The sequence below is a fragment of the Selenomonas sp. oral taxon 478 genome (genome assembly GCF_001189555.1).
GTDB lineage: Bacteria > Bacillota > Negativicutes > Selenomonadales > Selenomonadaceae > Centipeda > Centipeda felix.
Genome location: NZ_CP012071.1, coordinates 1277020 through 1301920, shown reverse-complemented (window position 1 = coordinate 1301920; position 24901 = coordinate 1277020). Strand labels below are relative to the sequence as shown.

The 24901-nt window shown below is 60.3% G+C and carries 25 protein-coding genes and 1 pseudogene; 6 read left to right on the top strand and 20 right to left on the bottom strand.

The annotated features are described in order from the left end of the window. Nucleotides 1-10: 10 nt before the first annotated feature. The 4 genes from ADJ74_RS06110 to ADJ74_RS06095 form a co-directional block, all read right to left on the bottom strand. Entirely contained in the window at nt 11-748 is a 738-nt protein-coding gene (locus ADJ74_RS06110) for a tRNA1(Val) (adenine(37)-N6)-methyltransferase (RefSeq protein WP_050342729.1), read from the bottom strand. Further along, nucleotides 741-1808 (bottom strand): stage 0 sporulation family protein, encoded by a 1068-nt coding sequence (locus tag ADJ74_RS06105; protein ID WP_050342727.1) that lies wholly within the window; start codon nt 1806-1808, stop codon nt 741-743. Before ADJ74_RS06105 ends, ADJ74_RS06110 begins: the two co-directional genes overlap by 8 nt. A 186-nt stretch (nt 1809-1994) precedes the next feature. Next, the gene (holB, locus tag ADJ74_RS06100) at nt 1995-3038 is read right to left on the bottom strand and encodes a DNA polymerase III subunit delta' (protein ID WP_050342725.1); all 1044 of its coding nucleotides are present in this window, start codon (nt 3036-3038) and stop codon (nt 1995-1997) included. After that, complete coding sequence (locus tag ADJ74_RS06095) at nt 3038-3493, bottom strand: YaaR family protein (RefSeq protein WP_009753047.1); 456 nt, start codon at nt 3491-3493, stop codon at nt 3038-3040. The genes holB and ADJ74_RS06095 overlap by 1 nt, the downstream gene beginning before the upstream one ends. A 314-nt stretch (nt 3494-3807) precedes the next feature. Between ADJ74_RS06095 and ADJ74_RS06090 the strand changes: the two genes are divergently transcribed. After that, nucleotides 3808-4533 carry a flagellar brake protein gene (locus tag ADJ74_RS06090; RefSeq protein ID WP_050342723.1) on the top strand — a complete coding sequence of 242 codons (726 nt, stop codon included), beginning with the start codon at nt 3808-3810 and terminating at the stop codon, nt 4531-4533. 99 nt (nt 4534-4632) lie between these two features. On the opposite strand, the gene ADJ74_RS06085 is transcribed toward ADJ74_RS06090, so the two are convergent. The 8 genes from ADJ74_RS06085 to ADJ74_RS06050 all read right to left on the bottom strand — a co-directional run bounded on the left by ADJ74_RS06085 (nt 4633) and on the right by ADJ74_RS06050 (nt 11404). Further along, nucleotides 4633-5118 (bottom strand): YbjN domain-containing protein, encoded by a 486-nt coding sequence (locus ADJ74_RS06085; protein WP_009753049.1) that lies wholly within the window; start codon nt 5116-5118, stop codon nt 4633-4635. 28 nt (nt 5119-5146) lie between these two features. Beyond that, a complete protein-coding gene (locus ADJ74_RS06080) occupies nt 5147-5665 on the bottom strand; it encodes a YbjN domain-containing protein (RefSeq protein ID WP_039981101.1) in 519 nt (172 codons plus the stop codon). Between the two features lie 454 nt (nt 5666-6119). Continuing rightward, entirely contained in the window at nt 6120-7031 is a 912-nt protein-coding gene (locus ADJ74_RS06075) for a hypothetical protein (protein ID WP_050342721.1), read from the bottom strand. A 136-nt stretch (nt 7032-7167) separates the two neighbouring features. Next, the gene (locus ADJ74_RS06070; protein WP_050342719.1) at nt 7168-7776 is read right to left on the bottom strand and encodes a hypothetical protein; all 609 of its coding nucleotides are present in this window, start codon (nt 7774-7776) and stop codon (nt 7168-7170) included. 102 nt (nt 7777-7878) lie between these two features. After that, entirely contained in the window at nt 7879-8805 is a 927-nt protein-coding gene (metA, locus tag ADJ74_RS06065; RefSeq protein WP_050342717.1) for a homoserine O-succinyltransferase, read from the bottom strand. 21 nt (nt 8806-8826) lie between these two features. Beyond that, nucleotides 8827-9711, bottom strand: coding sequence for a hypothetical protein (locus ADJ74_RS06060; protein ID WP_050342715.1), 885 nt, complete (start codon nt 9709-9711; stop codon nt 8827-8829). Between the two features lie 29 nt (nt 9712-9740). Further along, nucleotides 9741-10592 (bottom strand): histidinol-phosphatase, encoded by an 852-nt coding sequence (locus ADJ74_RS06055; protein ID WP_050342713.1) that lies wholly within the window; start codon nt 10590-10592, stop codon nt 9741-9743. 8 nt (nt 10593-10600) lie between these two features. After that, complete coding sequence (locus tag ADJ74_RS06050) at nt 10601-11404, bottom strand: Cof-type HAD-IIB family hydrolase (RefSeq protein ID WP_050342712.1); 804 nt, start codon at nt 11402-11404, stop codon at nt 10601-10603. 133 nt (nt 11405-11537) lie between these two features. Between ADJ74_RS06050 and ADJ74_RS06045 the strand changes: the two genes are divergently transcribed. The 5 genes and pseudogenes from ADJ74_RS06045 to ADJ74_RS06025 all read left to right on the top strand — a co-directional run bounded on the left by ADJ74_RS06045 (nt 11538) and on the right by ADJ74_RS06025 (nt 18304). Continuing rightward, nucleotides 11538-12305 (top strand): MurR/RpiR family transcriptional regulator, encoded by a 768-nt coding sequence (locus tag ADJ74_RS06045; protein ID WP_050342711.1) that lies wholly within the window; start codon nt 11538-11540, stop codon nt 12303-12305. 95 nt (nt 12306-12400) lie between these two features. Then, nucleotides 12401-14302 (top strand): annotated as a pseudogene (locus ADJ74_RS06040) (alpha-glucoside-specific PTS transporter subunit IIBC); the annotation flags it as partial. A gap of 256 nt (nt 14303-14558) precedes the next feature. Next, nucleotides 14559-16223 (top strand): alpha-glucosidase, encoded by a 1665-nt coding sequence (locus ADJ74_RS06035; protein WP_050342709.1) that lies wholly within the window; start codon nt 14559-14561, stop codon nt 16221-16223. Beyond that, a complete protein-coding gene (locus ADJ74_RS06030; RefSeq protein ID WP_050342707.1) occupies nt 16220-16993 on the top strand; it encodes an HAD-IIB family hydrolase in 774 nt (257 codons plus the stop codon). Before ADJ74_RS06035 ends, ADJ74_RS06030 begins: the two co-directional genes overlap by 4 nt. 18 nt (nt 16994-17011) lie before the next feature. Further along, nucleotides 17012-18304, top strand: a complete 1293-nt coding sequence (locus ADJ74_RS06025; RefSeq protein WP_050342705.1) for a hexokinase — start codon at nt 17012-17014, stop codon at nt 18302-18304. A 92-nt stretch (nt 18305-18396) separates the two neighbouring features. Here the strand turns inward: ADJ74_RS06025 and ADJ74_RS06020 are convergent, their stop codons facing one another. From ADJ74_RS06020 to ADJ74_RS05985, 8 genes are all read right to left on the bottom strand, one after another. Beyond that, the gene (locus tag ADJ74_RS06020; RefSeq protein ID WP_050342704.1) at nt 18397-18918 is read right to left on the bottom strand and encodes a CbrC family protein; all 522 of its coding nucleotides are present in this window, start codon (nt 18916-18918) and stop codon (nt 18397-18399) included. A gap of 15 nt (nt 18919-18933) precedes the next feature. Further along, nucleotides 18934-19428, bottom strand: a complete 495-nt coding sequence (locus ADJ74_RS06015; RefSeq protein WP_050342700.1) for an HD domain-containing protein — start codon at nt 19426-19428, stop codon at nt 18934-18936. A 50-nt stretch (nt 19429-19478) separates the two neighbouring features. Further along, a complete protein-coding gene (locus ADJ74_RS06010) occupies nt 19479-19715 on the bottom strand; it encodes an AtpZ/AtpI family protein (RefSeq protein ID WP_050342698.1) in 237 nt (78 codons plus the stop codon). A gap of 30 nt (nt 19716-19745) precedes the next feature. Continuing rightward, entirely contained in the window at nt 19746-20903 is a 1158-nt protein-coding gene (wecB, locus tag ADJ74_RS06005) for a non-hydrolyzing UDP-N-acetylglucosamine 2-epimerase (protein ID WP_050342696.1), read from the bottom strand. Between the two features lie 138 nt (nt 20904-21041). Next, nucleotides 21042-22088: an MraY family glycosyltransferase gene (locus ADJ74_RS06000; RefSeq protein WP_050342694.1), complete on the bottom strand. Its 1047-nt coding sequence runs from the start codon at nt 22086-22088 to the stop codon at nt 21042-21044. 43 nt (nt 22089-22131) lie between these two features. After that, nucleotides 22132-22530 carry a resolvase gene (locus ADJ74_RS05995; RefSeq protein WP_050342692.1) on the bottom strand — a complete coding sequence of 133 codons (399 nt, stop codon included), beginning with the start codon at nt 22528-22530 and terminating at the stop codon, nt 22132-22134. Then, entirely contained in the window at nt 22527-23696 is a 1170-nt protein-coding gene (locus ADJ74_RS05990) for a DUF3084 domain-containing protein (protein ID WP_050342690.1), read from the bottom strand. Before ADJ74_RS05990 ends, ADJ74_RS05995 begins: the two co-directional genes overlap by 4 nt. Nucleotides 23697-23739: 43 nt before the next feature. Continuing rightward, a complete protein-coding gene (locus ADJ74_RS05985; RefSeq protein WP_050342688.1) occupies nt 23740-24840 on the bottom strand; it encodes an LptF/LptG family permease in 1101 nt (366 codons plus the stop codon). Nucleotides 24841-24901: the final 61 nt, after the last annotated feature.

Here is a 24901-nt window from a genome sequence, read left to right as displayed (position 1 = left end):
CCATTCTTTTTCACATCTCCTGCCCGTAGATGGCGCGAATCTCGTCCGTGTAGTGCCCCTCTGCGTCGCGGACGATGAGTGCCGGCTCATGGCGCAGTCCTGCGGGCGATGCACCGCGCACGGCCTCCATGAGGAGGAGGTTCGGCGGGCGGTCGGCGCGCGGCTGTACCATGCGCAGACGCTTCATGGCAAGCCCTGCCGCATGGAGCGCGGGGATGATCTCGCCGAGCCGCTCGGGGAGGTGTACCATCGCCAGTCTGCCGCCATGGCGCAGGGCAAACGCCGCCGCACGGATGACGTCGGCGAGCGTCGCCGTGAGCTCATGCCGTGCCGCCGCACGCGCGCCCATGCTGAGTGCACCGTGCCCGACGGGGCGGTAGGGCGGATTCGCAAAGACGATATCGTATACCGCACACGAAAAAAGTGCGGCAGGGTCGCGATAGTCGCCCTCCCGCACGGTGATTTTCTCCGTGAGTCCGTTTAGTTCCGCATTGCGTGCGGCGAGCTCCGCCTGTACGGGGTCGATCTCGACCGCCGTCACTGCCGCTGCATGGTCGGCGATGAGGAGTGGGATGATGCCCGTTCCCGTGCCGAGGTCGAGTACGCGCTCGCGCCCCGTGAGTGTCGGAAAGTGTGCGAGAAGGACAGCGTCCATGGAGAAGCAGAACCGATCCGTGCGCTGGATGATGCGCCGTCCGCCTGTACAGAGATCGTCCAGCCGTTCCTGCGGATGGCGCAGATCACTCATCCGAGACACTATTCGGACGGGGTGGACGCTGCTGTGGGCGGGAACGACGTCCGCTCTGCGGCCGCCGCTTTCCGCCCTCGCCCTTCGCCGAGGGACGCGGCGGGCGGTCACTGCGCTCTCCGCGTTCGCCGCGCTCACGGCGGCGATTTGCCGGACGCTGCCTGCGCTCTCCGCGCTCACGCGGCGGGCGCTCTGCGCGCGCGGCGGGCATGGGACGCATCGAGCCCTCGTCATCCTCCTCCACGCGGACGATGTCCTCCCATGCGGAGACGAGTGTCTTGCCGTCGTCGAGGAGGATGGTCGCCGTCCGTCGCTGCTCATGCACCGAGACGACACGTCCCTCACCATCGTCGGCGACGACGCGGTCGTTCTGCGCGGGGACATACTCTTCTTTCTTTTTCATGCACATACAGCCGCCGCAGCCGTAGCCCTCGCTCTCGTATTTCAGGCAGCACATGAGCCGTCCGCAGATCCCCGAGATCTTCGTCGGGTTGAGGGAGAGGTTCTGTTCCTTCGCCATGCGGATGGAGACGGGCACGAAGTCGTCGAGGAATGTGGCACAGCAGAGCGGTCGCCCGCAGCAGCCCATGCCGCCCATCATCTTCGCCTCGTCGCGCACGCCGATCTGGCGCAGCTCGATGCGCGTGCGGAAGACGCTCGCCAGTTCGCGCACGAGCTGACGGAAGTCCACACGTCCGTCCGCCGTGAAGTAAAAGAGCATCTTCGAGAGGTCAAAGGTCAGCTCGACGCTCACGAGTTTCATCTTGAGCCCGAGCTGCCGAATCTTCTCCTCACAGACCGTGCGCGCCTCGATCTCGCGAGCGCGGTTCTCCTCGACGCGGGCGCGATCGGAGGCATCGGCAAGGCGATGTACGACGCGCAGATGCGGCGGGACTGCCTCATCGGGGACATCGTGGGGCGCGACGACGACTTTGCCGCACTCCATGCCGCGCGTGGTCTCCACGATGACGTAGTCGCCCTCGGCGAGCGAGAGCCGTCCCTGTCCAAATGTATAGATTTTGCCCGCCGACTTGAAGCGGACACCAACAACCGTTTGCAAGTGTTCCTCCTAGGTATAAGGAGTGCCCCCACCACCGCTCCGCGGTCCCCCTCCCCCGCTCTGCATGGGAGGCTAAGGGCACACTATTTCAGACTGATGCGAAAACTTCCCTTCACTTTACCATCTCCCACACTGCGGGAGACCAGAGTGGCAGTATTCTCCACCCATGAAGTGCATCTCTTCATCTCAATCCTGCGCCGCCTGCCGTGCACGCAGAAAGAACGCCTCCGCCTGCAAGGCAGGGTTCACATTCGCACCGAGGCGGCGCAGGAGCGTTCCCGCCTCCTCCATGAGCGCGAGGACACGCGGCCGCGGCATCGCAGAGAGGAGTGACGTCAGGTCGGCGCGGCGGTCTCCGTGGTACAGCTCCGCGCCCGCGTCCTCACGCAGGACGAGCAGGTCGCGCAGCGCCATCTGCAGATAGCCGAGCCATGCACTGCGCTCCTCATAGGGACGCGCACCGAGCTCCTCCGCGCGCGTCCACAGCGCCTCGACGCGCAGTGCGCTGAGCGAGGTGAGAAAGGCGAGCGCATCGTCGCGCAGGGAAAGCCCCTCCGCCGCGAGCCGCTCGGCACGCCCGATGCTGCCGTCCGCGAGGGCGGCGATGGTCTCCGCCGCCTCTATGCCGCGCCCCTGCAGCTCCGCTGCGATCTCCGCACGCGGCACGGTGCCGAAGGCAATACGCACCGCACGGGAGCGAATGGTCGGCAGGACGGCATCCCACGCGCTCGTCACGAGCAGAAAGAGCACCGTCGCGGGCGGCTCCTCAAGGGTCTTGAGCAGGCGGTTCGCCGCGACCTCATTCATGCAGTGCACATCGTCGATGAGGATGATGCGGCGATCCGCACTCCGCGGCGACTCACTCGCCGCGATGAGGATGTCGCGCACCGCGTCGGCACGGATCATGGCCGCACTCTTGCCGCGCGACTCAGGGCTCACCTCGAAGTAGTCGGGATGCACGCCCGCCGCCATCGTACGGCAGGAATCACAGTGCCCGCAGGGCGCATCTCCCCCTGCCGTGCAGAGCAGTGTCCGCGCAAGCACATGTGCCGTCCGGCGCTTGCCGACACCCTCCGTCCCCGTAAGCATCAGGGCGTGCGGCAGGCGTCCGTTCACCGCGAGATGACGCAGGCGGGCGATGACCGCCGCATGACCGCGGATGTCCGACCAGTCGCGGGGGAACGGCTCACGCTCCTCAGCGGCGGCGGGGATTTCCTTTGCCTTTGCCATCACATATAGAGATCGACGAGCAGCCCGCGTATGGCATCGTGGCTCGCGATGATGCTCAGCTGATCCGCCTGACCAAGGCGTATCTTCTCCGCCATCTCCTCGAGCTTCTTGTCGATTTTGCGCACGGAGGTATAGACCTTCTGCCGGCCGAGGCGATCCCAGCCCGCCTGCGTATGCAGCTCGTACATCCCATCGACGGCCTCGCCGATAAAGCTCTGTATGAGCGCACGATAGGAGCGCAGCTCCTCATAGGTCGGCGACTTCGAGAGCCGTGCTCCCTGCTCGTCGATCTTTTCGAGCAGCCGATCCATCGCCTCGCGTGACATGGAGGACTTTTGATCCGCCAGCTCCGTACCGAAATCCGCCGCTGCGCCGCGCACGCCCACATCACTTGCCGCACGCGGCATCGTCATGGACGTACTCTGCGAAATCGTGCTGTCTATCTTCATTGCCATGGCACTCACCCATTCCCTTTGTCATGGTGCGCGCGTCCCCCATCCACGGAGTTACGACCGCATTCCCATTCCCCTACCAAATGGGGACAAACTTCCATAGTTATTATAGCTTGAACCCGCATCAAAGTCAAAGCATGAAAACTATCTTAAAAAGCACAGGCAACACGAAGCCCATCCGATCGGTGCAGAGTTTTCGTCCGAACCATGAACCTCCCCATTCGTACGGTCGTGTCGAATTTATCAGCGCTTCCCTTATGTCAGTGCAATTCGATTCCGATATAATAATGGAATAAACGACAGAAAGGATAGACACCATGACACTCGAAGGAGAAAAGCTCACGGCACTGTTAAAGCATGACGCTTCCATCCATATCATTGACCCCGAAACTGACATCGACTACTACGGATCACTCGAACTCAGCGAGGAGGAGCAGGCAGCCGGCGCACCTGAGGGGGCGCTCAGCGTACGTCTCAACATCCCCGTCGGAAAGTTCGTCAACACACCTGAGACGGGGTATCTCTTCCCATGCCACCTCACGGGTCCGGGCTGCGTCTATCACTTCACCGTTGCCTATCGTTCGGCATCGCAGCTGCCTGACACCATCTGGTACCTCGATCTCCCCGAGAGTGCCGAGCGCATCCAGCTGCGCGACTTCGTCCGCGTCCCCATCCCGATGAGTATCGAGGTAAAGCTGGCAGGCGACCACGGCAGTCTCAAGAACTTCCGTGAGATGCACCTCATCGATATCAGCGGGGGCGGGCTCTGCTTCGTCCACGAGGAGGAACTGCTCGAAAACGCGCCCGTCGTCGTGCGCGTGCCCGACCTGCCACATATCGGCACACTCGAGACGGAGGGCGCTATCCGCCGCTCCACGCCCATCGAGACGAACCTCGGCATAACGTACCACATCGGCGTCGAGTTCACCGCACTGACGCCGCGCGAGCGCGAGCGTCTTGTCCAGAGCATCTACCAGCTGCAGCAGAGCTACCTGCGCAAAGGGCTAAAAGTACCGCAGATCGATCATACCAAACGGGGCTGAGCAGCATAAGAAAAGAGCTGTAACAAGAAGGAAATCCTTCGCGTTACAGCTCTTTTTCATTGTCCTCGGATGCGGCGATGCGCGCCGCATCTGCCGCGCTCACGACCACCGCAGCTTCATGAGTTCCGGGTAGACCTCCTCGATCACTTGGAGTCCGACGCCGACCATCGACATGAAGCTCTCCACCTGGAAAGCGCCGACGTGCAGATCGAGAGGCAGATCGATGTCCACCACGACATCCTGATCGTCGTCCACCACGAACTTCACATAGCGGTACTCGCTGTTCCACTCGTTGAGTTTTTCGTGAAAGACCGTCGGCTCCGCCTTCTCGCCGAGCCGCACTAGGTCAAAATACTTGATCTTGATGAAGTCGTTCGTATCGCCGTTTTCCGTTACCACGATGGCAATGCTCACGACGCTGCCATTATCCAGTTTCTGCCGCATGCGCAGGATATGATCCTCACCATCTTCGGAGGTATCCTCGCCGTAGCTCAGCTCCTGCTTGTCAAATTCTGTCTTAATCGCCTCGTATGCACTATTTCTGAGCCCTTCTTCGCTTCCGCTGAAGCCGTCAAAAAGTCCCATACAGATAATCCTCCGTTCAATGTGCGTATCATTCCGACGCCTGTGCGTGCGGGCGGTGCCCCCGTTCGCACAGTCCCATCAGACTTTCATGAACCTGCTCCACGACGCGCATCCCGATCGCCATCATTGCAATGACGGCATCCGGTTTGAACTCACCGTTGTGGAGATCGAGCGGCAGGTCGATATCGACGACCACATCCCGATCGCCGTCGAGGCAGAACTTCACAAAGCGGTACTCGGCGTTCCATTCATTGAGCTTCGCGAGCAGCTCCGCGCGGTTCCCGTTTTCCTCGAGATAGGCGATGTCATAAATCTTGATCTTGATGAATCCGTCCGCGTGATTGTACTCGCGCACGGCGATGACGACGGTGACGGGCTCGTCATTCTCGAGCTCATTGCGCATATAGAAGTAGGCTTCCTTGCGCGTCTCGTCACTCTCCTCATTCTCCTCATAACTCCATTCACGGCGATCGAGCTCGGCCTTGATGGCACTGCGAATGCCCATGTCGACCGGCTCACCGCCTTTAAATCCATCAAAGAGTCCCATTGTCCCCTCCATATTCACCCTCTGCTGAGGGCATCGTCCCCATATACGTAGAAATCGCGGTAAGATGTGCAGCAAACGATGCTGAGATCACCCGTAATTCCCAATGATGCCGGAGCAATAAAGCCAATATGCATTCGCATATCGATCGCCGCGGTACCGCGTACATCGAAGTGACACGGCTGTGCGTCCGCGCCTCCCCAAACACTCCAGATCTGCGATGAGAACTTGACGTTTTTGCGTGATTTCCTCCCCTTTTGCCACTACTGCATCGGCACGGCGGAACGATGCCCCCCGCATCTGTTCCGCGTCGTGCGTCTCCAAAATAAATCGCTATGCCGGCACTGCAGCAGTCCGGGGACGAGCAGTGCACACCCCCATGTGCACTGCTCATCCCTGCACTGCCGCAGTGCGCTCCGCCGTGAGAAACAGAGCTCCGGCCGATACGTGTTCTGTGCTATGCCCCCTCTGCCACGCCCGCGCGCAGCTCGCTCAGCCCCCATGCGAAGAATGCGTCCATCCCGACAAAGGCAAAGGCATTGTCCGTCACCGCCTCGCCGAACTCCTCCATCGTACCGATGGCGAAGGAGCCGGCATAGCGTCCCGGCGCACGCTTCGGCAGATCGCCGCGCACGCCGCGCTCGAAGAATTCCTCCGTATCGAGGTTAACGGCGGCGAGCTCCTTCAGGAAGTTGCGCGCCATCTTCATCTTGCCGAGGCGATAGAAGAGCATCGCGAGCGGCAGGTACATCATCGCCACGCCCTCCTCGTAGCGCTGATACAGCTCAATCGCTGCATCGCCCTCCTCCATTGCGGCGTAGATGAACATGAGCTGGTAACGGCGCCCGAGCCCATCGTGCTCCGAGAGCCGCAGCATTTCCTTGCACTCCTTCGCCGCAAGGCGGAACTTGCGCGCCGCGAGCAGCGACTCCAGATAGGAGAGACGGAGGAACATATAGGGCTTCGTCTGGGGCATCGACCAGAACTTGCCGATATTCTCCTCGGCAAAGAGCCCCTCCTCCGTAAGACGCGCCGTTGCCTTGCGTGCCAGGTCTTCGTAGTGGTGAACGCGGTCATCGGCATTGCGGGCCAGATATTCCACGCGCATGCACGCCGCTGTGATGTTTTCCGGCTCGATGCGCAGAACACGCTTGATGATGCGGTAGCGCTCCTCGCCTGACGCCTTGCGTGCGCGTGCAATCAACTCATCCGCCGTAAGCGTGTTCATCTCACGCGGCAGGTTCGGATTTTCGCGCAGCCGCTGGCTGAGTTCCGAGACAATCTCGGTCATACGCTCGACGCTGATCTTACCGCCCTCGGCCTTCACCATGCGGTTCAGCTCATGCTGCATCCATTCCTTGTCTGTCATGCGCGTCACATCCTCCTAGCATTTTCACCTCTATTATACTTTATTTTTAAAAAAAAAGCTAGAAAATCCCAAATAAAAAGAAGCGTCCCCCCTTGCTATCAGTGGGACACTCCGTCTTTTATTGTTTTATCGTGCTTTATGGGTTCTTGACGGTTTTTTTCTGTTCTTTCGCCGCCTTTGCCTGCTGTTCCGCCAGTATTTTGCGGTCAGCATCGCTCAGTATCCCCTTCGAGCGGTGGATGAGCTCCTCCTGATGGGCCGCAGCGTAGGAAATAATTGCATTAAAAAATTTTTTCTCCACGTCCTTGTCCGAGAGGGAGGCGAGGGTAAACTCCTTCGCATTCTCCTCGCGCGAGATCGTCTCCCACGCGCTGTCCAGATCCTCATGCGCCGTCACACGCACCGTGCCCGCGCGCAGGTCGATCAAAAGATACTCCGCCGCGCCCGAGAGGTCACCGTACCCCTCGAGCGGGAGCATCCGCCAGCGGCGCTTCGAGACAACATCTTGGATCTGGATATTATCGTAGACGCGCAGCGTCGGCACGAGGATCTTCGTGAGGTCGATGTAGCCGTGCGCATCGGCGGCGTACTGGATGTACTCCTTGTTGAAGTAGTAGCCCTGCCGCGCTGTGGACTGCACCCATTCGTAAATGTGTTTTGGAATTGCCTCCGCCGCATCGGCGGTACGGACGCCCATGAGCAGGACGGCACAGGCAGCCAGCACTGCACCCCATCGTTTCTGCAAATCGATCGCTCCCATCGTATTGTTCTATTAACGAATACTATGGTAGTACCAAAAGCTGAATTTTCGCTGAACATTCCAGATGATGCAGCATTTCACCGCCCCTCAGTCCTCCGCGTTGTCAAGGCTGTCCAGCTCGTATGGTGTACCCTGATAGACGTAGTAGTTCAGCCAGTTCGCAAAGAGCAGATGTGCGACGCTGCGCCAGCGAACAACGGGCGGAAGACTTGGATCGTCGTTGGGATAGTAGTTCACCGGGATGTCGGGGTTCATCCCCGCCGCGCGATCGCGGTCATACTCTGCCTTCAGTGTCAGCGGATCATACTCGGCATGTCCCGTGATGAAGAACTGCCGCCGCCGCAGATTCGCGATAATGTAGACCCCCGCATCGCCCTCGGCGAGAACGGTCAGCTCGGGTACGGCATCGACATCGGCGCGGCGTGTCTCCGTATGGCGCGAGTGCGGCACGTAGAAAATATCGTCAAAGCCGCGCAGTAGGCTCTCGTGCTGCACACAGCGATGGTGCTCATAGACGCCGAAGATCTTCTTCTCCGTCCAGTGCTTCGGGATGCCGTAGTGATAGTAGAGCCCCGCCTGTGCGCCCCAGCAGATGTGGAACGTCGAGAAGGCGTGCTTCTTGCTCCACTGCATGATCTCTGCGACCTCGTCCCAGTAGGCGACCTCCTCGAAGGCATACTGCTCGACCGGCGCCCCCGTGATGATAAAGCCATCGTATTTTTTATGGCGCACCTCGGCAAACGTTCCATAAAATTCTGAGAGATAGGCGCGTGACGTATGTGTCGGGACGTAGGACTCCGTATAGATGAAGTCAGCCTCCACCTGCAGCGGCGTATTGCCGAGGAGGCGCAGAAGCTGTGTCTCCGTCACCTCCTTGATCGGCATGAGATTCAGAATGAGCAGCCGCAGCGGACGGATATCCTGACTGTAGGCGCGCGCTGCGTTCATGACGAAGATGTTCTCCCCCTCGAGAACATTCACAGCGGGCAAATTGTTCGGTATCTTAATCGGCATATTTTTTCCTTCTCAAAAATATTATCGGACCTGATAGCGCGTGATCCATGTGCTGTAGCCATCGGCAAAGGCACGCAGGCGGACGAGCCCGCGCTCCTCGGGTGCGTCGCGATTGATCATGCGGTACGCTCCCTCATAGCCGTCGTCGAGTGCCTGCCAGCCCGCCTGCGGCGACCAATAGCGTCCCGTGACAATGCGCTCCGTGCCCTGTGGGAGGTTCACTGCACGTTTGTCGAACTTGATCTCAAGAGCCTTTCCGTCGGCATCACGAACCTCCGTCCATGCCCAGAAGACGAGATTGTCCCCCATGCGGCGCATGGTCGAGGTGTCTGCCGTCACCTGCGTTTTGACGCCGGACGTTTCATCCGACCAGAGCAGGATCCAGCGGTTATCCGCACGCAGGCGCTGCATCTCCCCCTGATGAAACACCGTGTCGATGATGGCCGCATAGAACTCCTCATCAAACTGCTGGGAGTTCATCTCCTTTTCCTTGCCCTCACCCTTCGACCAGAGCACCTTGCCGGCGCTGTCGTAGAACGTCTCACCGAGGTACTGCAGCGTACGGCTCTGCGGTACAACGCGCACCTGCGCAACGGAGTACGAGAGCTGCGCGGGATTTGGGATAACGTGGTCGATCTTGTAGTTGCGGATGGTCTCCTCCGCGCCCTCATAACTGAACGAGGTCTTGATCTCTGCCTCGATCTCCGTCGCCACCGCTCTGCCGTCACTCGTCGCCACACTCTGGGCGATGCGGACAGAGGCGGGTGCGTAGTATTTCGAGTACCTGTCGTTCGAGCTCAGCCAGACCCACGTCTGCCCCTCGTCGGCAAGCACCGCAGGGCAGAACATGAGCAGGGAAAGGAGGAGCGTCGCCGCCCCCATCCAAAACGATCTCACTGCACTCATCCGTTGCTCTCCTCTCTCGACGCTGTGCATCAGATCAGCGGGACGCTCTCACGCGTGCGCCCGCCCGTAAAGTGAATCTGCTCCGTATAGCCAAAGGAGCGGGCATACTGCACTGCCTCCTCATTATAACGCGCACAGTCCTCGGGCTTATGTGCATCCGATGTCGTAATGAGCGGCAGGCCGTGCGCATGTGCCACGCGCATAAAGTCCGGATACGGCGAAAACTCGTGCACCGGATAGCGATAGTACGTCCCCGTGTTGAGATCGACGATCATGTCTGCCGCTGCCATCGCCGCCGCCGCGCGCTCGAGATACGGCGTCACATCGAACGTTGGAAAGTGACGATACAGGCGGATGTTGAACGGATGCCCGAGCACGTCGTAGAGATGTGCCGCCGCGAGGTGCTCTGCCTCCTCCGTATACCACTCGTAGATCTCCGTCAGCGGGTGGTTGTCCCACTCCGCCACGATGGCCTCTGTGTCGTACGCCCAGCCGTGCAGGAAGTGCACCGAGCCGATCACATAGTCGAACGGATAGGCGGCGAGAATCTTTGCGGCCGCCGCCTGATCGCGGAAATTGCAGACCTCGATGCCCGCGCGCACCTTGTGCTTTTTCCGCAGCTTTTCAATAAAGGAAAAATACTCGTCAAGCGTGTACTTGAACTTGTTCTTTTTCAGCCATTTCCGCTGAAACTGTCCCACAGTACTGTCGTCCAAGATAAGATCGTCATAGTAGAGCTGCTCGAACTCAGGAAAGGTATGGGAGTGCTCCGAAAAGCCGATCTCATAGACGCCGCGCTGCTCTGCCGCACGGAAGAATCCCTCCGCGTAGTCCTCATCGTACGAGCCATACTCAAGATGCATGTGATAGTCAAAGCGCATATGACACCTCAGTCAAACTCCCCTGCGAGAATGCGCTCGCAGACCTCTATCACGCCGTGCTCGCGATTGCTCGGCGCACGGTAGCGCGCACGCTCCTTGACGGCGGGCAGGGCGTTCTCCATCGCAAAGCTGTAGTGCACGGCATCCATCAGCTCAAGGTCATTGTCGTAGTCGCCAAACGCCGCACACTCCTCGGGCGCAATACCGAGCTGCCGCTGAATCTGCGCGACGGCTGCCCCCTTGCTGACACCGAGGTTAAAGAGATCGATCCACTTCGTACTCGAGAGCGTAACCTGCAGGCGGTCTCTGTACTGCTGCGTCGTCGGCAGTATAGAGGTCTCGGCGTGTCCTGTAAGATCACAGAGCGAGATTTTTATCAGGACATCGTCCACGCCGGCGAAGTCCTCTACGACCGACGACACTGTAACGTACTGATCCAGCTCATGGCGAAATGCCGGTACATTGTCGCGTGACAATATGTAGCCGCTCTTTTTCCCGCACATGACTATCTGCACACCGGGAATCTCCATGCCCGTCCGCAGGGCATCGAGCACAAGCGTCCGCTCAATCCCGCTCGAAAAGATCTCCCTGCTGCCCTCCATCACCATTGTCCCGTTCTCCGCGACGAAGATCAGCTCGTCCTTCCACGGAGCGAACGTCCGTCGGAGCGATGCGTACTGCCGTCCCGAGGCGGGGGCAAAGCGGATGCCGCGCTCCTTCAGCCGCGCATAGAGATCGCCGAACTCCTCCGGCAGCCTCCCGTTCTCATCCAAGAGCGTCCCATCCATATCTGAAAAAATCAGCCGTATCACATCATCGCCCCTCTCCCGTTCGATACAATGTTCTCATTATAACAAAGACCGCTGCAGAGCGCAACAAAGGCGCGCACATCGGTGCAGTATATGCTATAATGAAAGAAATATATGAGATGAAAGGGGATGCGCCATGCTCACGGAGCGAATCAATGCGCACCTGCGTGAACTGAGTGAGGCAGATCGCTGCATCTGGCGTTACATCGACGCCAACCGCGCGGCGGCGAGCCGCTCCTCCATCCACGAGCTGGCACGGGCGTGCGCCGTCTCAAGTGCCTCGGTCGTACGCTTTGCACAGAAGCTCGGCTTTGACGGGTTCGGCGAGATGAAGGCGATCATGCGCATGGAGGCTGCCCCTGCCGCAGTACCGCCGCAGGATGTCCGCACGGCGCTCAGCGGTTTCTACGATCAAACGTGGCGTGCGCTGATGCAGCGCGACTACACGCGGGCAAGCCGCCTGATGAACGGGGCGCACCGCGTCTTTGGCTACGCCTCGGGCTACGTGCAGACGAACGTGATGCAGGAGCTGAAACGGCTCTTTGTCTATGACAATATCTTTATCTATGAGATCGCGGGGCGCGAGGAGTTCTACTCCGTCTATCAGGAGGCGGGGCCGGACGATCTCTTTATCTTCATCTCGCTCTCGGGCGAGTCGGCGCGCACGGTGGAGTTCGCGGAGCAGCTGAACCTGAAGGGCATCCCCGTCCTCTCCATCACGGAGATGCGTCACAACACGCTCGCGAGCCGCTCCACAGAGAACCTCTACGTCATGCCCGCAGAGTTCAATCTGCCCGAGAACGAGGCGCGTCTCCAGTTCAAGTCCATGCTCGCCTATTTCCTCCTGCTCGAGATCTGGTACGTCCACTATCGGCTCTATGCGGAGGAATGTGCCGGAATGTAACAAATTTCATATGATGTACTTCGGTACGACCTCTGTATATCGCTCCCGAATGCCGCGAAGCTATTGCTTTCGCGGCGTTTTTGCATTATCGTAGAGCACAGATGCCGATCCTCTTCGCCATTGCCGTGCCGATCGGCTTTGCGAAGAAGGAGCCCGCACGCTGTGCGATGGAGTCGTTCGTTATCTATATGCTGTTCAACTACTTCATTGCAGGTTTCCTGACGCTCCATGCGGATGTCTTCGGCGTGGACTACAGTCAGGCAGCAGGCCCCGGCACGGGACTCGCGATGATCGCCAACATCAAGACGCTCGACATGGGCATGCTCGGTGCGATCTTCATCGCCTGCTGCACGGCGTTCCTGCACAATCACTTCTATGACACGGACATCCCGGACTGGCTCGGCATCTTCAAGGGACCTGCCTTCGTCGTCGCCATCGGCTTCGTCGTGATGATCCCGATGGCACTCATCTTCTGCTTTGTCTGGCCTGCCGTCCAGCACGCCATCGAGCACTTTCAGTTTTTCCTCAAGACCAGCGGCATCGTCGGTGTCTGGGCATATACGTTCTCGGAGAAAATCCTCCTGCCCGCCGGTCTGCATCACTTCATCTATCTGCCGTTCATCTATGGCCCCGCGATTGTGGACGGTGGCATTCAGGCCTACTGGCTCGGGCATATCAATGACTTTATGACGAGCGCGCAGAGTCTGCGCGACCTCTTCCCCGAGGGCGGCTTTGCTCTCCACGGCAGCGGCAAGGTGTTCGGTCTGCCGGGTGCGGCACTCGCGATCTATGTCTGCGCCAAGCCCGAGAAGAAGAAAAAGACGGCGGCGCTTCTCATCCCCGCGACGATCACGGCGATGCTCTGCGGCATCACGGAGCCGCTGGAGTTCACCTTCCTCTTTGTCGCACCTCTGCTCTATCTGATTCACGCGCTGCTCTCGGCAACGCTGTCGGCGACCCTCTACTCCTTCGGACTCTCGGGGAACTTCGGCGGCGGTCTGATTGACTGCTTCGTGCAGAACTGGATCCCGCTCTTCCCGTATCACTATACGGAGTACATCACGCAGATCGTCATCGGACTGTGCTTCACTGCCATCTACTTCTTTGTATTCCGCTGGGTTATTCTGCTGAAGGACTACAAGACGCCGGGACGCACGGATGATGCGGTGGAGGACAAGCTCTTTACGAAGGCGGACTACAAGGCAAAACAGGCGGGTGCCGCTGCGGACGGTGCCGCTGCGCCGAGCATGAAGCTCGATGAGCGCGATGTAAAGGCAAAGGCATTTCTCGAAGGGCTCGGCGGCCCGTCGAACATCGTCGATGTGACGAACTGTGCAACGCGTCTGCGCGTCACGGTCAGCGACCCCGAGCGCGTTGCTCCGGCGGTTGCCTTTACGGATGCAGGCGCACATGGTCTGGTGCGCAACGGTCACGCATTCCAAGTCATTGTCGGACTCTCGGTGCCGCAGATCCGCGAGCGTTTTGAGGCACTGCTCACCGCCCCCGCATCGGATGCGGCAGAGACGGCGGTCGGCACGGAGAAATCCGTCGCGATCAACGCGGTCACGACGGGACATGTCATCGACATGACCGAGGTCAAGGATGAGATGTTCTCGCAGAAGATGATGGGCGACGGCGTTGCGGTCGAGCCAACGGAAGGTGTCGTCGTTGCACCGGCGGATGCCGAGGTGACGATGGTCATGGAGGACAGCCGTCATGCGGTAGGTCTGCGCATGGAGAACGGCGCAGAGATGCTCATCCACATCGGCGTGGATACGGTGAAGCTCGAGGGCAAGGGATTTGAGATGCACGTCGCGATGGGCGACCGCGTAAAGGCAGGAACGCCGCTCGTGACGTTTGACCGCACGGTAATCCACGAGGCGGGCTATCAGGATACGGTCATCATGGCGGTGACGAACTCCGGCGAGTATCCGCTGATGAAGAAGACGACGGGCATGGATGCAAAGGCAGGCGAGACGCCCGTGCTGACGTTCTGAGAAGCACGTATACTGTTGTGCAAACCCGCCGCGAACACCTCGTTCCACAAGCGGTCGTGTGCTCGTCCGCCTAAATACCGCGTGATTTCTAAACGCGCTTCGCTTGAACGGCAGAAATCACGCGGGGGCGGGTCGCACACTCTGCGCCGCTCGCTCCACTAGGGTTCGCTTGCGGGCTTACACAACCATTCACGGTTCTATACGGTCAACACAGCGTCTCGATAATAGGAAAAATAGGGAAAGGAAAGGGTCTGCGATGAACGAGTACAAATGGTGGCAGAACACCGCCGTCTACCAGATCTACCCGAAGAGTTTCAACGACACGACGGGCAGCGGTACGGGCGACCTGCGCGGCATCACAGAAAAGCTCGACTATCTGAAGGAGCTCGGTGTCGGCGCGGTCTGGCTCACCCCCGTTTACCCGTCGCCCATGGTCGACAACGGCTACGACATCAGCGACTACACAGACATCAATCACGACTTCGGCTCGATGCACCAGATGGAGGAGCTGATCGCAGGTGCAAAGGAGCGCGGCATCCGCATCATCATGGATCTCGTCTACAACCACAGCTCCGACCAGCATCCGTGGTTCCTGAAGTCGCGCTCCAGCCGCACCAACGAAAAGAGCGACTGGTACATCTGGCGTGATCCGAAGGAGGACGGCAGTGCGCCGACGAACTGGCGCGGCATCTTCGGCGGCTCTGCGTGGACATACTGCCCCGAGCGCGGGCAGTACTACCTGCACACCTTTGCCGAGGCGCAGCCCGATCTCAACTGGGAGAACCCGGAGGTACGCGCCGCTCTCTACAGCGCCGCAAACTTCTGGCTCGACAAGGGCGTCGGCGGATTCCGCATCGACGCGATCACCTACATTAAGAAACCCGCCGTCTTCACCGACGGCACGCCCGATGCGGCAGACGGCATGGTGAGTGTCCACACGATGACGGTCAATACGCCCGGCATTCTGGACTTCCTCCATGAGTTCCGCCGCGAGGTCTTTGACGGGCACGACATCTTCACCGTCGGTGAGGCGAACGGCGTCAGCCCCGCAGAACTCCCCGACTGGGTCGGCGAAAACGGCGTATTCTCCATGCTCTTTGAGTTTAACCACGTCCTCGTCCCCTACGAAAGCGGCGAGACATGGTGCAAAATGCAGCCGTGGAAGCTGACGAAGCTCAAGGCGGCGCTCTCCGCAAGTCAGGCGGGGGTCGCCCGCGAGGGCTGGTGCCCGATCTACTTTGAGAACCACGACCGCGCGCGCTCGGTGAACTACTTCCTCCCGAAGGACGCCGACCCCGTCCTCGGAGCAAAGGCACTCGCCACGGTGCTGCTCACCCTGCGCGGCACGCCCTTCATCTACGAGGGCGAGGAGCTCGGCATGACGAACGTCGCATGGGACAGCATCTCCGACTATGACGACATCTCCTCGCACGGACAGTACGAACTGGCGCGCGCGGAGGGATACTCTCCCACTGAGGCACTGTCCTTCGTTCATTTCAACAGCCGCGACAATGCACGCACGCCGATGCAGTGGGATGATGCCGCACATGCGGGCTTTACAACGGGCACGCCATGGCTGCCCGTCAACGAAAACTATCCTGCCGTCAATGCGACGGCAGAGGAAAAGGATGCGAACTCCGTTCTCGCCTACTACAAGAAGCTCATCCGCCTGCGGACGGAACATCCGCTCCTGCTGCGCGGCAAGTATGAGGAACTGCTGAAGGACAGCGAACAGATCTATGCGTTTGCGCGGACGGAGGGGAACCGCCGCACAATCACAGCGGTCAACTTTACGACAGAGCAGGCAGCGCTCCCCGCAGAGCTGCAGCACGGAACGCGCCTCATCGGAAATTATGCGGATGCGCCGCTGTACGCGCTGCGCCCGCTCGAAGCCATCGTCTATGAGGAGGAAATCGGATGAAAGTAGCGGCAAGCGACTATGATGGGACACTCCTGCGCGGCGGCAAAATCGACGCCGAGACGAAGGAGGGCATTGCCCGCTGGCGCGCGACGGGGCATAAATTCGGCGTCGTCTCGGGGCGCGACTACGGGATGCTCGTCCCACAGCTGCGCGCCTACGGCGTTGCATTTGACTACACCGTCTGCAACAACGGCGGCATCATCCGCGGCACGGACGACAATGTACGTTTTCAGGCGGAGATCGCACCGCGTGCGCTGACGGCAATCGCCGCCGAGCCGACAGCGCAGAAATCGTTCCACTTTGCCTTCTCGGCGGCAGAGACGACCTACCTCTGCCACCATTCCGAAGGCTCGTGGATCGAACGCGAGGCAAAGGAGTGGGACTTCCCCATCACCTACATTGAGGAATCCGACATCGCGGGGCTGACGAAGATTCATCAGTTCTCCCTCGGCTTTCCGGAGCCGGAGCAGTCCAACGCGTGCGCAGAGGTGCTGAACGCAAAGCTCGGCGACCTCATCCACGCCTTTCCGAACGCGTGCAGCCTTGACATCACGCCCGCCGGCATCGGCAAGGACGAGGGCATCCGTACCCTCCTCCGCGTCATGGGCTGGGATGATGCGGAAATCTACGCCATCGGCGATGAGACGAATGACCTGCCTATGCTGAAGGCATTTGACGGGTTTTCACTGACTACGGCGCGCCCTGCGATTCAGGAACAGGCGCGCGCGGTATTCCCGAGCGTCGGTGCGATGCTCGATCATTTTTGCTGATACGGGGAGGGGAAAATCATGGAACTGGATCGTAAGAAATTTAAGGAAATCAAGGCAGCCTTTACCTTGGACAACGACACGCTGCAGCACATCGCCGATGATTTTCGCGCCGAGATGCACGCAGGGCTTGCGCACGAAAATGGTGCGAGCCTGCGGATGCTCCGCACGTTCGCGAGCCTGCCGACGGGTAAGGAGACCGGCACATTCCTCGCACTTGACTTCGGCGGGACGAACGTCCGCGCCCTCCGCCTCCGCCTCGACGGCAGCGGCAAGTACAAGATCGAAAGCAAGATCGCCAAGCCGCTCACCCTCCCCGGCGTCTACGACTACGTCTGCGCAGACGCAACGGCGGATGAGATGTTCGACTTCCTCGCCGAGATCATCGACGAAGCAATCGAGGGCGACCACGAGACCAAGTATCTGCTCGGACACACCTTCTCCTTCCCCTCGGAGCAGACGAATCTCTGCAACGCGCGGCTCATCACATGGACGAAAGAGTTCGCCACGCAGGGGGTCGAGGGCAAGGTCGTAAACGATCTCCTCGAGGATGCACTCATGCGGCGCGGCATGAAGAACGTCGTGCCCGTCGCCGTCATCAACGACACGGTTGCCGTGCTCCTCGCGGCGGCGTACAAGCGTGAGCACACCTACATCGGCTCGATCTACGCCACAGGGCAGAACACCTGCTACTTCGAGAACTTCGCCGACGGCAGCGAGAAGCCAATGGTCATCAACATGGAGTCGGGCGGGTTCAACCGCCTCCCCTTCTCGAAATACGATGATGCCATCGACGCCTGTTCCGAGCAGCCCGGTGCACAGCGGCTCGAAAAGATGGTGTCGGGACGCTACCTCGGGATGCTCTACGGCTCGGCACTCGCCGATCTCCTCGGCAAGGAGGGAGCCTCGTATCCATTCACGAGCATCGAGCTCTCTGCCATCGCGGCAGACGCCTTCCTCGACCGCCATGCCGCTGGCGCGATCATCGAGGCCAAGACGGGCATGACCTTTTCCGCCGCCGACCGTGCACTCATGCAGGATCTCGCAGGGACGGTGATCCAGCGCTCCGCGCACATCGTCGCCGCGACCTATGCGGGTATCATCCGTCACCGCGCGGGGGAGACAAAGGCAGAGAACCAGTTCATCGCCGTGGACGGCTCGGTCTACGAGAAGATGCCCCTCGTCGCGCACCATCTGCGCGGCGCACTCGATAAGCTTCTCCTCGACGAGGCAGTCAACATCCAGATCATCCTCGAAAACGCCGGCTCTGCCCTCGGCGCGGCACTCGCCGCCGCCATGACAGAGCAGAACTGAGAGAACAACCGAGATACAGCCGAATATACAGCAACGCCCCGCAGGTCAGGCCTGCGGGGCGTTTTCGTCGTTTTTTATTTATCCGTGATTCCCTAGTCCGCATCCACCCACAGGTGATGCGCACCACAGTGCAGACACTGAAAGAGATAGCCGCAGAGCGCGCCATCCTTCACAAGGACATCGCGAATATCCGCATATTCATCCCGCGCCTCGTATTCATCAATGACAGCGTCGGCAATCCCCATCTCCTCAAGCTCCTTCGTGCCGACCGTGCCGAGATAGGCACAAAAATCGTCACAGCACGTCAGCCAGTGCTCGCCCTGCCAGCTGCAGTAGCCCGGTGTCCGCTGAAAGAGCTCCTTGATCTTCTCCGGGTCAGTAACGCCGGGCTCCGCATCCTGAACGAAATCCCCGTGGAATTTCGCGGCGGCAGCACCGCTTGCCACACAGTTGAGACAGATGCAGTTGACATCTGCACGGCAGTACATCAAATCGATGTACGCATCCACTTCCTGTCCACAGCATTCGCAGACGCCATGCTGGAAGCTGACCTCATCCCCCTCGTACAGATGCGGATGATACTTAAACGTCGGCAGTCCTCTGGTATCCGGCATAGATGACACGCTCCTTTACAGATAGATCGTCTCGAGCAGATGCGTGCCCGTCGCCGTCTTGAATACGTGGTCGCGGAAGTTGCGTATCGCCGCAGCCCCCATGTGGCTCTCGTCGGCGTTGACGAGGAAGTCCGCCTCAAGGAGGATCTGATAGTCGCGCCCGTCCACATCGTTATACGTATGGTGATGGCTGACGAGGTAGACGAGGCGCTCCGCCATCCCTGCAGGGAGGTCGATCTCCTTGAGGAACTCCTCCGTCAGAGGACCGCCCTCCTCCTCCTGATGATCCCCGTTCGTATTGCCGTATTTCTCACGGCAGAGCGGACAGGCGATGTCGTGCAGGATCGCGGCGATCTCCACGGTCTCCTGTTCCGTCGGCGTGAGATTCTCCGCGACGCCGATCGTGCGGGCAAAGGCATAGACCTTCATAAAGTGTGCTATATCGTGCAGATTGCCCTCCGAGTAAGCAATCATCTTCTGCATGACATCGTTTACTGTCTTGTTCCCCATGTCATATATCTCCCATAAATCCGAACGCCGTGCGTCCCATACGCACGGCGTTACACCAGCTTGAAATACTTCAGCTGCCGATAGAGTGAGTAGATCGCGGCCGGAAAGCCGAGGAGGATGCCCGTGATGGTGCAGACGCGCCCCGTCCCGAGAAAATCATCGGCGCATTGGCCGAGAAAGAGGAAGATGCCGAGAAAGACGACAAAGTAGATGCCGACCCCCGAGAGCAGCCCAAAGGCGCGCATGGCATCTGCCATCCCCGACGGCATTGGCTTCTTTTCCTGCATCGGCGTCCCCTCCTCTCTCTCACCGAGCCGTCACGCGCCGCGAAAGGGCTCCGGCGGTGTGTGGATGTGTCCCGCGTGGTAGAGAATCGCCTCGATGATGCGGCGTGCCGCCTCCCCATCGCCGTAGGGGTTGACCGCCTCCGCCATTGCCGCGTACGCCGCCTGATCGGTGAGGAGACGCTTGGTCTCGGCGTAGACGCGCTCCTGTGCCGTGCCGATGAGATGCACCGTGCCCGCCGTCACTGCCTCGGGGCGCTCCGTCGTGTCGCGCAGGACGAGGACAGGCTTTCCGAGCGCAGGTGCCTCCTCCTGAATCCCGCCCGAGTCCGTGAGTACGATGTCCACGCGTGCCATGAGATTGGCGAACGGTTCGTACTCCAGTGGGTCGATGAGGTGGACGTGCGCCAGCCCGCCCAGCTCCTCACGTACGATCTCGCGTACTTTCGGATTGCGGTGTACGGGGAAGATGACCTCCACGTCCCCCATCTCGTCCACGATGTCGTGAATGGCACGGTAGACGTGGCGCATCGGCTCGCCGAGGTTCTCGCGGCGATGCGTCGTCACGAGGAGGACGCGGTGGTGCTCAAAGTCCACCTGCGAAAGCTCCGGCGGGAGCACATAGTCGGGACGCACGGTATGGTGCAGGGCATCGATGACGGTATTGCCCGTGACGAAGATGCGCCGCTCGGGCACGCCCTCTGCCGCCAGATTATCATGTGCCGTCGGTGTCGGGGCAAAGTGCAGGGTCGCGATGCCGCCCGTCAGGCGGCGGTTCATCTCCTCGGGGAACGGAGAGTAGATGTCGTGCGTCCGCAGTCCCGCCTCAACGTGTCCGACGGGGATCTGATGATAGAACGCGGCGAGTGCCCCCGCAAAGGTCGTCGTCGTATCGCCGTGGACGAGGACGAGGTCGGGGCGATCCTTCTGGAACACCTCGTTGATGCCCTGCATAGCACGCGTGGTGATGTCAAAGAGGGTCTGCCCCGCCGCCATGATGTTGAGATCGTAGTCGGGAACGATATGAAAGAGGTGGAGCACCTGATCGAGCATCTCCCGATGCTGTGCCGTCACGAGTGTCTGTGTCTCAATCTCTTCCGGATGGCGCGCCAGCTCCATGACGACGGGCGCCATCTTGATCGCCTCCGGGCGCGTCCCAAAGATCGACATGACTTTGATTTTGCCGGTCATTCTCCTCTGCTCCTCTCCTAATGCGGAACCACAAGGTATGATTGTGTCGTAATATCATGATCGGGTCACTCATATGTGCCCCCACCACCGCTTCGCGGTCCCCCTCCCCCGCAAGCAGGGGAGGCTATTTTCCTCACACTACTTCTGCGGCGCATCCATGCCGAGGATGCCCAGCTTGCGCGCGCCGACGAATACCGCCGCTGCGACGAGCAGTATGATGAGTGCCGCCGCTTGGATGCTGACCGCCGTCAGCGCGAGTGCACACAGGCCGAACAGCGCGCTGACGACGTACATGAGCAGCACCGCTTGTTTCTGACTGAAGCCATGTGCGAGAAGGCGGTGGTGCAGATGCCCCTTGTCCGGCTTGAAGATCGGGCGGTGGTTGCGCGCGCGCCGCACAATGGCAAACGTTGTGTCAAGGATCGGCAGGCCGAGCGCGAGAATCGGCACGATGAGGGCGATGGTCGCCGCGCTCTTGACCGCACCGACGACGGAGATGCCCGCGAGCATGAAGCCGAGGAACATACTCCCCGTGTCGCCCATAAAGATGCGCGCAGGGTTGAAGTTGTAGTAGAGGAAGCCCATCGCAGCCCCCGCGAGGGCAATGGTGACCATGGCGACGGGCGGGATGCCCTCCTCCATGGCGACGAGGAAGATCGTCAGCGCCGCGATGGAGGACACCCCCGCCGCCAGCCCATCCAGTCCGTCGATGAGGTTGACGGTATTCGTCAACCCGACGATCCAGAAGATCGTCGCCGGAATCGCAAGGAACTCAAGGTAGATATAGTCACCGAGCGGGTCGGTGATGACGTCGATGCGCACATCGAATCCGATGACGACCACGGCCGCCGCAATGATCTGCCCGAGCAGCTTCACCTTTGCCGGCAGGTCGCAGTAGTCGTCGATGATGCCGATGGCGACGATGATTGTGCCGCCGACCATGAGTCCGATGAGACTCGTCATGTACTCGGGCGTGAGGTCGACAAAGGTGAGCTGAACGAGGATCGACACCATGAACGCCGCATAGATGCCGATGCCGCCGATGCGCGGGATGGGGCGCACGTGCACCTTGCGCGCGTCGGGCTTGTCGAGTGCCCCCGTGCGGCGCGCAAAGGCGATCACAGCGGGGGTCAGCAGAAGTGCCACGCCGAGCGCGACCAGAAAGGCTAAGACATTATCGGGCATGAATGATTGCTCTCCTTAAAGATGTATATAGTTTCATCTTACTTTATTGCGACACTTCTGTCAAATATCGCTGTGCGAGTATCACGGCGACGAAATCGTCTACCGGCACGGGCGGCACAAGCATTCCGCGCGGTATGAACCGCCGCCAGCCGCGCGGCGGGTGCGCCGTCCAGTAGACCGCCTTTGCCGCGTCCGTCGTACGATACTCATCGACGAGGGTGACCTCCGCGCCGAGTTCCTCAATGCGGGTCCTTGCCGCCGCACTCGTCGTCCCGTTGCCCATGATCACCGTCGGTGCGTAGGTATGGATGAGATGCGCCGCCGTCGCTGCGAGCTGCGCCGTCGACACGACCTCCTGCAGGAGCACTGTGCCGTCCGCCGCGAGGACAGCGACGCCGCATTTCTCACGCCCGGGGTCAACGGCGAGAACTGCGCCGCTCACCTGCCGCTCTCACTTTCGACCTTGAAGCGCAGACGCAGGGGGCCCATCGCATCCGTATCGGCCGCCGCGTAGGCGGAGAGAACGACGTTCCCCGTATGCGCCATCAGCTCCTGCACGAGGCCATAGAACTCCGCACCCTCGATCACGCCGACCGTCCCGCGGATCGGATCGGGGAGAATCCCCTTTGCCGACGCCGCCTCGTTCACGTCGCGCAGGAAGGAGACAACGGCCTGCTCCGCGGCAGGTCCCTGTCCCTCCGGTGCGTAGACACGCGCGGCGATCAGCTCGCCGCCGCGGTAGATGATGCGGTTCGGGTACAGCTGGATGGTCGCACGGATCTCATCGCCGCGCACGAGATTGCCCGCAGCGACGATGCGCACAACCATGTCCACGGGGCTGTTCATAATGGTCTGAACCGCCGACTCATACTCCGGCCCGTAGATCCATATATCCTGATCCGTGTGGTTCTCGCCGAGGCGCGTCGAGGCGTTGCGCGTGCCGAGCTGCGCTATGCCCTCCAGCCCGCGCTCCACCTCATCACGCGTCAGCCCTGCGGGAATCGTTCCGCTCGCGATGATCTCCCCCGCCTGATAGACGATGTTGCCCTCGCGCAGGTTCACAATGTTCTCGCGCAGGACATTTGCACGCACGCCGAGCTCGTCGATGTCCGTCAGGAGCTTGGCGTTCTCGCCCGAGAGCCGGCCATTGAGTGAGATCAGCCCTTCCTTTTCCATCATGAGCGCACGGTTGCCCGCCGAGAGGCGTTCCGACTCTGCGCGCAGATCGTCCTGCTCACTGCGCAGTCCCGCGATCTCCTCCTCGGACTTCGCGAGTTCCGCATCCGCCTGCTGCTTTGCATCCTCCGCCGAGGTGAGTGCCGATGCCGTCGCATCGAGTGCCGCACGCGTATCCGCGATCATGGCGTTCAGCCGATCCATGCCAAAGAGCGCTGTCCGCACATTCTCCGATGCCGCCGCGAGGATGCCGAAGGTCACCGTCGTGATGCAGACACCCGTAAAGATCGTGACGACCACCGCCGTGTGGCGCGGGCGCAGTCCAAAGAGCGTGAGTTTTTTCTTTCCGATGCGCGTGCCGAGGCGGTCGCCGATGACGGCGATGACGCCGCCGACGACAGCGAGCACGAGAATCAGCGTAACACCGTACATGACGTCACCTCCTTCATGTGTCAGACAAGAGCGGCAGCGAACCTCAGCGCGATGCGCGCCGCAGGAGAATAATGCCCGCGATGATGCCGACGATGTTCGGAATCCATACAGCAAGCATCGGCGGAAGCACCTCGCCGCGCGCAAAGGCATTTCCCATGGTCATCAGCGCGTAGTAGATAAAGATGATGATGACGCTCATCGCAAACCCTGCCGAGGACGAGTTGCGCGTCGGCTGGAGCCCGAGCGGCACGCCGATCAGCGTAAAGATCAGGCTCGCCATGGGGACGGAGACACGCTGATAGAGCTCCGCTTCGAGCTTGCTCGTGTTGACATACTGCGTCTGCATGAGCGCGATCTGATGGCGCAGCTCGCGCATCGTCATTTCCTCGGGGGCTTTCTGCTCGCGGATGATCTGGCGCGGATCCTTCTCCACGGGGAGCACCTGCGTCTCAAAGCGCATCCGCCGCTCAAGATGTTCATCTGCGATGTCGTAGACATCCCCCTTGTGCATGATCCACTCGCTGCCCGTCCACTCGGCATACTCGGCGTTCTCGACGTGCGAAACCTTGCCGTCCGCGCCGAAGATCTGCAGGCTGACCCCCGTCAGCTGCTGCTGTTCGGCATTGAAGGAGCGCGCGTAGACGAGACGCTTGATCTTGCCGCCCTCGATCTCCTTGATGATGACGTGCTCCTGCGACTTCATGCCCGAGTTGCCCTCGATCTCGTAGTAGATCACGTTGCGATACGCCGTATTCGCGCGCGGAACGACGTGCTCGTTGAAGAGGATCGCACCGACGCTCACGAGAAAGCCAAGCAGGATCGCGGGCGCAGCAATACGGCCGAAGCCGATGCCGCAGGACTTCATTGCCGTGATCTCGCTCGACGAGGAAAGCCGGCCAAATGTCAGAAGGCTCGCGAGGAGCATCGACATCGGGAACGTCCACATGACGACCCCGGGCAGACTGAACACGAATATCTTTATGACGGACGGCAGGGATGCCCCGTAGTCCGTGATGTACTGTGCAATGCGAAAAAGCGTGCCCGAGCCGATGAAAACTGCCGAGAACGCACAGATGGCAAAGAGAAAGGACAGAAAGACCTCACGAAATATATACTTGTCAAGAATACGGATTTTCAGATGCATACGCTCCCCTTCGCTGATGCAGAATTGCATCCTATTTATTCTATCATTTTCGAGCGTCCTT

Excerpts from the sequence above, each read along its gene's own strand:
- ADJ74_RS06110 (WP_050342729.1), bottom strand. The coding sequence starts at position 748 with ATGAGTGATCTGCGCCATCCGCAGGAACGGCTGGACGATCTCTGTACA.
- holB (WP_050342725.1), bottom strand. The coding sequence starts at position 3,038 with ATGGCAAAGGCAAAGGAAATCCCCGCCGCCGCTGAGGAGCGTGAGCCG.
- ADJ74_RS06095 (WP_009753047.1), bottom strand. The coding sequence starts at position 3,493 with ATGGCAATGAAGATAGACAGCACGATTTCGCAGAGTACGTCCATGACG.
- ADJ74_RS06090 (WP_050342723.1), top strand. The coding sequence starts at position 3,808 with ATGACACTCGAAGGAGAAAAGCTCACGGCACTGTTAAAGCATGACGCT.
- ADJ74_RS06085 (WP_009753049.1), bottom strand. The coding sequence starts at position 5,118 with ATGGGACTTTTTGACGGCTTCAGCGGAAGCGAAGAAGGGCTCAGAAAT.
- ADJ74_RS06080 (WP_039981101.1), bottom strand. The coding sequence starts at position 5,665 with ATGGGACTCTTTGATGGATTTAAAGGCGGTGAGCCGGTCGACATGGGC.
- ADJ74_RS06075 (WP_050342721.1), bottom strand. The coding sequence starts at position 7,031 with ATGACAGACAAGGAATGGATGCAGCATGAGCTGAACCGCATGGTGAAG.
- metA (WP_050342717.1), bottom strand. The coding sequence starts at position 8,805 with ATGCCGATTAAGATACCGAACAATTTGCCCGCTGTGAATGTTCTCGAG.
- ADJ74_RS06060 (WP_050342715.1), bottom strand. The coding sequence starts at position 9,711 with ATGAGTGCAGTGAGATCGTTTTGGATGGGGGCGGCGACGCTCCTCCTT.
- ADJ74_RS06055 (WP_050342713.1), bottom strand. The coding sequence starts at position 10,592 with ATGCGCTTTGACTATCACATGCATCTTGAGTATGGCTCGTACGATGAG.
- ADJ74_RS06045 (WP_050342711.1), top strand. The coding sequence starts at position 11,538 with ATGCTCACGGAGCGAATCAATGCGCACCTGCGTGAACTGAGTGAGGCA.
- ADJ74_RS06035 (WP_050342709.1), top strand. The coding sequence starts at position 14,559 with ATGAACGAGTACAAATGGTGGCAGAACACCGCCGTCTACCAGATCTAC.
- ADJ74_RS06030 (WP_050342707.1), top strand. The coding sequence starts at position 16,220 with ATGAAAGTAGCGGCAAGCGACTATGATGGGACACTCCTGCGCGGCGGC.
- ADJ74_RS06025 (WP_050342705.1), top strand. The coding sequence starts at position 17,012 with ATGGAACTGGATCGTAAGAAATTTAAGGAAATCAAGGCAGCCTTTACC.
- ADJ74_RS06020 (WP_050342704.1), bottom strand. The coding sequence starts at position 18,918 with ATGCCGGATACCAGAGGACTGCCGACGTTTAAGTATCATCCGCATCTG.
- ADJ74_RS06015 (WP_050342700.1), bottom strand. The coding sequence starts at position 19,428 with ATGGGGAACAAGACAGTAAACGATGTCATGCAGAAGATGATTGCTTAC.
- ADJ74_RS06010 (WP_050342698.1), bottom strand. The coding sequence starts at position 19,715 with ATGCAGGAAAAGAAGCCAATGCCGTCGGGGATGGCAGATGCCATGCGC.
- wecB (WP_050342696.1), bottom strand. The coding sequence starts at position 20,903 with ATGACCGGCAAAATCAAAGTCATGTCGATCTTTGGGACGCGCCCGGAG.
- ADJ74_RS06000 (WP_050342694.1), bottom strand. The coding sequence starts at position 22,088 with ATGCCCGATAATGTCTTAGCCTTTCTGGTCGCGCTCGGCGTGGCACTT.
- ADJ74_RS05990 (WP_050342690.1), bottom strand. The coding sequence starts at position 23,696 with ATGTACGGTGTTACGCTGATTCTCGTGCTCGCTGTCGTCGGCGGCGTC.
- ADJ74_RS05985 (WP_050342688.1), bottom strand. The coding sequence starts at position 24,840 with ATGCATCTGAAAATCCGTATTCTTGACAAGTATATATTTCGTGAGGTC.